At 48.4% G+C, this 4,671-nt stretch carries 4 protein-coding genes and 4 tRNA genes; 7 read left to right on the top strand and 1 reads right to left on the bottom strand.

All coding sequences use genetic code 11. The annotated features are described in order from the left end of the window. The first annotated feature begins 86 nt into the window (after positions 1-86). Positions 87-1,115, top strand: a complete 1,029-nt coding sequence (murB, locus tag AAIG39_RS25475) for a UDP-N-acetylmuramate dehydrogenase (RefSeq protein WP_249573374.1) — start codon at positions 87-89, stop codon at positions 1,113-1,115. Further along, a complete protein-coding gene (gene birA / locus AAIG39_RS25470) occupies positions 1,112-2,074 on the top strand; it encodes a bifunctional biotin--[acetyl-CoA-carboxylase] ligase/biotin operon repressor BirA (RefSeq protein ID WP_343195039.1) in 963 nt (320 codons plus the stop codon). Before murB ends, birA begins: the two co-directional genes overlap by 4 nt. A gap of 33 nt (positions 2,075-2,107) precedes the next feature. Here birA and coaA read toward each other — a convergent pair whose 3' ends face one another. Further along, positions 2,108-3,058 carry a type I pantothenate kinase gene (gene coaA / locus AAIG39_RS25465; protein ID WP_047372261.1) on the bottom strand — a complete coding sequence of 317 codons (951 nt, stop codon included), beginning with the start codon at positions 3,056-3,058 and terminating at the stop codon, positions 2,108-2,110. Between the two features lie 978 nt (positions 3,059-4,036). Between coaA and AAIG39_RS25460 the strand changes: the two genes are divergently transcribed. The 5 genes from AAIG39_RS25460 to AAIG39_RS25440 all read left to right on the top strand — a co-directional run. Continuing rightward, positions 4,037-4,112 (top strand) — tRNA-Thr (locus tag AAIG39_RS25460). Between the two features lie 8 nt (positions 4,113-4,120). Beyond that, positions 4,121-4,205: transfer RNA gene (locus AAIG39_RS25455), tRNA-Tyr, on the top strand. 109 nt (positions 4,206-4,314) lie between these two features. After that, a tRNA-Gly gene (locus AAIG39_RS25450) sits at positions 4,315-4,389 on the top strand. A gap of 5 nt (positions 4,390-4,394) precedes the next feature. Beyond that, positions 4,395-4,470 (top strand) — tRNA-Thr (locus AAIG39_RS25445). A gap of 115 nt (positions 4,471-4,585) precedes the next feature. After that, positions 4,586-4,671 (top strand): GTP-binding protein (locus AAIG39_RS25440; RefSeq protein WP_002436303.1); only part of this gene is annotated, 86 nt, incomplete at its 3' end.

The raw sequence follows: 4,671 nt of genomic DNA, 5'->3' as shown, positions 1-4,671 counted from the left end.
TTCCTCCTGAAACCTTCCATATAACCACAAGCGCTCACCTTGCATATGCGGTAAACTAGCCGGGTTTTTGCATCAGGACAGCGTCTATGAACCACTCCCTTAAGCCCTGGAATACCTTCGGCATTGATCACAATGCAAATAAAATAATACGTGCTGAAAATGTGCAGCAACTGCTTGAAGCGTGGCAGGAATCCGTACGTAATGGACAGCCTGTATTAATGCTGGGTGAGGGCAGCAATGTCCTTTTCCTGGAAGACTTCGCAGGTACGATCATTATTAACCGTATCCTGGGGATTGAAACCGAGGAGAGCGCCGAGGCGTGGCATGTTCACGTTGGCGCCGGGGAAAACTGGCATCAACTCGTACAGTTTACGCTCTCGCACGGAATGCCCGGACTAGAAAACCTGGCGTTAATTCCCGGTTGTGTTGGTTCATCACCTATCCAGAACATAGGCGCATACGGTATTGAACTGCAGCGCGTCTGTGCCTATGTCGATTGTATCGAATTGAATACCGGCGATACCCGGCGATTAACGGCAGAAGCTTGCCGTTTTGGTTATCGTGACAGCATCTTCAAACATGAGTATCAGGATCGCTACGCAATTATCGCGGTTGGTCTGCGCTTACCTAAACAGTGGCAGCCGATCCTGACCTATGGCGATCTGACGCGCCTGGATCCGGCAACAGTAACGCCGCAGAAAGTTTTTGAAGAAGTTTGCCGCATGCGTACCAGTAAGTTGCCTGACCCAAAAGTAAACGGTAATGCCGGTAGTTTCTTTAAAAATCCGGTTGTGAGTGCAGAACAGGCCGCCGCTCTACTGGAAAAATCGCCAAAAGCTCCCCATTATCCTCAACCTGACGGTACAGTGAAACTCGCTGCCGGATGGCTTATCGATCAATGCCAGTTAAAAGGCGTATCCATTGGCGGGGCCGCAGTTCATCCGCTACAGGCTCTGGTATTGATCAATCAAGATAACGCGACCAGCGAAGATGTCGTTCGTCTGGCACACCATGTACGCGTACAGGTTGGGACGAAGTTCAATGTCTGGCTGGAGCCCGAGGTGCGTTTTATCGGCCATCGTGGCGAAGTGAATGCCGTAGAGGTGATTGCATGAAAGACAACACCATTCCGTTAACCCTGATTTCTATTCTTGCTGATGGCGAATTCCATTCTGGCGAGCAACTCGGTGAGCGGTTGGGAATGAGTCGTGCTGCTATCAACAAGCATATTCAAACCATCCGCGATTGGGGGGTTGATGTCTTCACCGTGCCCGGAAAGGGCTATAGTCTGCCTGAACCCATCCAATTGCTGAATGAAAAGCTGATCGTCGCGCAGGTACAAACAGGTAAAGTGGCCGTGTTGCCGGTTATTGATTCTACTAACCAATATCTACTGGACCGTATCAGTGAAATGCAATCCGGCGATGCCTGTGTTGCAGAGTATCAACAAGCAGGTCGTGGGCGTCGTGGGCGTAAGTGGTTCTCTCCCTTTGGAGCTAACCTTTATCTCTCCATGTACTGGCGTCTTGAGCAAGGTCCCGCTGCAGCGATTGGATTAAGTCTGGTCATTGGTATCGTCATGGCAGAAGTGCTTCAGGAATTAGGCGCAGAAAACGTTCGGGTTAAATGGCCAAATGATCTTTATCTGGGCGATCGTAAACTTGCCGGTATCTTAGTCGAATTAACGGGAAAAACCGGGGATGCTGCTCAGATCGTCATAGGGGCGGGTATTAACCTCGCCATGCGCCATGCGGAAAGCGATGTTATCAATCAAGGCTGGGTTAACCTGCAAGAAGCGGGTGTGACCCTTGATCGTAATATGCTTGCAGCGCGTTTAATCAATGCATTACGTTCCGCACTCCAGTCCTTTGAACAGGAAGGGTTAGGCCCCTGGCTATCTCGCTGGAAGAAACTGGATAACTTCATCGATCGCCCGGTAAAATTGATCATTGGCGAGAGAGAGATATTTGGCATCTCACGCGGTATTGATGCACAGGGCGCATTGTTGCTTGAACAGGATGGGGTAATTAAACCCTGGATGGGTGGCGAAATTTCCTTGCGCAGTGCCGAATAATAAAAGAAGGGGAGCATTTCGCTCCCCTTTCTTTTATTTCCGCAGGCGAACCTGCTCGACCGCGTGGTTGGCGCTTTTGGTCATCACAAGGCTCGCACGTTCGCGAGTTGGAAGAATATTCTCTTTCAAATTTAGCCAGTTAATTTCCTTCCAAAGAGATGTGGCAATATTGATAGCTTCTTCTTCGGTCAATTTTGCATAATTATGGAAATAAGAATCCGGATCGGCGAAAGCCCCTTCACGGAATTTCAGGAAGCGATTGATATACCATTTCTGTAACAGCTCTTCCGGCGCATCGACATAAATAGAGAAGTCAACGAAGTCAGATACAAATACATGATGAGGATCATGAGGGTAGTCCATACCGCTTTGTAATACATTGAGCCCTTCAAGAATGAGAATATCTGGCTGGGTTACTGTTTTATCCCCATCCGGGATAACATCGTAAATTAAATGTGAATATACTGGTGCAGTAACGTTTGGCACCCCCGATTTAATATCGGAAACAAACTTCACCAGACGGTGCATATCATAAGATTGCGGAAACCCTTTCTTCTTCATCAGGCCGCGATCTTTTAAAACCTGATTAGGATGCAAAAAGCCATCGGTAGTGATTAATTCAACGCGGCGATGTTCTGGCCAGCGGCTTAATAAAGCCTGTAGTACGCGCGCCGTCGTGCTTTTACCTACGGCAACGCTACCCGCGATGCTGATAATATAAGGGATTCTTTGCCCGTTCGTGCCTAAGAATTGTTCAAGCACGGCCTGGCGACGCAAATTCGAACTGATATAAAAATTGAGCAAACGTGACAGTGGCAGATAAATTTCTGCGACCTCTTCCAGAGAGAGATCTTCATTAATGCCTTTTAACCGCGCGATTTCACCCTCAGTGAGCGTCATCGGCACTGAATCACGAAGCGCAGCCCACTGGCTACGATTGAACTGCAAGTACGGGGTCATTAACGTTTGCTCTTTTTTACTCATAAGCTTTTTCTGCCTGCCATGGTGGCTCGCCACGTATGCTTCCGACACGGAGCGAGAAGCCTTCTTTTAAGGTAATGCAATGGCGCGACGTTATTAATATAAGTTAGGACAATGGGCAGGAGGTTAACACCAGATGACAGGGAATAATATGAAAAATCGCGTCTGCGTGATGCTTTCCTAAGAACGCATCACGTTTCCGAGACCGCAGACAATAGCGCGGGTTAGTTGATTCACTTCGAATAAGCGTTGGCAATAGATCGCGGCTGAATGTGTACTCCCATCGGCTGAGTTAACGTCATCCTCTATTTCATCCAACCGCCGTTAATCCTGTATACGGTTGGGCCTTCTGCGAGCGAACCGACCTGAACTTCGTGACAGAGAAGGTTGCATTATCGGCACAAGCCCGTTTCTTAATTGCCTTAATTAGCATCGCCTGCAGCGCTTCGGCGGAACCGATTCGTACTCTATGCAACTTGATGATTGCACCGTAGGGCATCCAGGCTTCTTTACTGAGCGATAAATTGACACAACCAGCATTTCGCCCGTTGAGTAAAGAGGGTTTGAGGATGACCGTCCATTTCACCCTACTGAGTGACGCCCCACAATTAACTGGCGCTTTCATTAAAGTAAACACGCACCATGGCAGGGTTCAAATGGCCTGTCTTCATAGTGATCATTTCGCGTAGATGTGATCCGCATCGTGCTCTCCTGAAATGCGGGATTTCTAACTGATTGGTTAAAAAAGTGCACCAGGGCAAGGTAAATGCGCTTTCTGCAAGCGAACAGGAGATATGCCTGCCTTGAATGTCGAGGAGATATGACCGCCAATAGTGGTTTCGATACTGGTTTTTTCCACTAATTTGTTTGAAATAGCAGCATTTAACGGCCTTGTCGTGCAAAATGTGAGCGATAGAACAATTTGTGCAATTTTTTAGTTGCATCAATCGCTCTGTCTCCCTAGAATGCGCGCTACTTGATGCCGACTTAGCTCAGTAGGTAGAGCAACTGACTTGTAATCAGTAGGTCACCAGTTCGATTCCGGTAGTCGGCACCATCAAGTCCGGTGGGGTTCCCGAGCGGCCAAAGGGAGCAGACTGTAAATCTGCCGTCACAGACTTCGAAGGTTCGAATCCTTCCCCCACCACCATTTTCGGTCACCTTGTGTGACCAGAGTTGGTGTCAAAGCTGAATCAACTCAAAGGGAGAGTTTTCTTCTCCTGAAACACAGAAAGAATAGGGTAGCCGAGTTTTAGGATGCGGGCATCGTATAATGGCTATTACCTCAGCCTTCCAAGCTGATGATGCGGGTTCGATTCCCGCTGCCCGCTCCAGACGTGCTGATATGGCTCAGTTGGTAGAGCGCACCCTTGGTAAGGGTGAGGTCCCCAGTTCGACTCTGGGTATCAGCACCACTTCTTTATCTCTCCTCCCCTGTTTCTCTCTGTTTATTGCATTCAACAAGTCGGGCATGTTGCCTGGTTGATGTGGTGATATCACCGATTTATCCGTGTCTTAGAGGGACAATCGATGTCTAAAGAAAAGTTTGAACGTACAAAACCGCACGTTAACGTCGGTACTATCGGCCACGTTGACCATGGTAAAACAACGCTGAC

It is taken from the genome of Phytobacter palmae, assembly GCF_039409775.1.
Lineage (GTDB): Bacteria > Pseudomonadota > Gammaproteobacteria > Enterobacterales > Enterobacteriaceae > Phytobacter > Phytobacter palmae.
The sequence above is the reverse complement of the archived record's forward strand: the minus strand, read 5'-3'. Positions and strand labels throughout refer to the sequence as shown.

Coding starts and splice junctions, on each gene's coding strand:
- birA (WP_343195039.1), top strand. CDS start 1,112: ATGAAAGACAACACCATTCCGTTAACCCTGATTTCTATTCTTGCTGAT.
- murB (WP_249573374.1), top strand. CDS start 87: ATGAACCACTCCCTTAAGCCCTGGAATACCTTCGGCATTGATCACAAT.
- coaA (WP_047372261.1), bottom strand. CDS start 3,058: ATGAGTAAAAAAGAGCAAACGTTAATGACCCCGTACTTGCAGTTCAAT.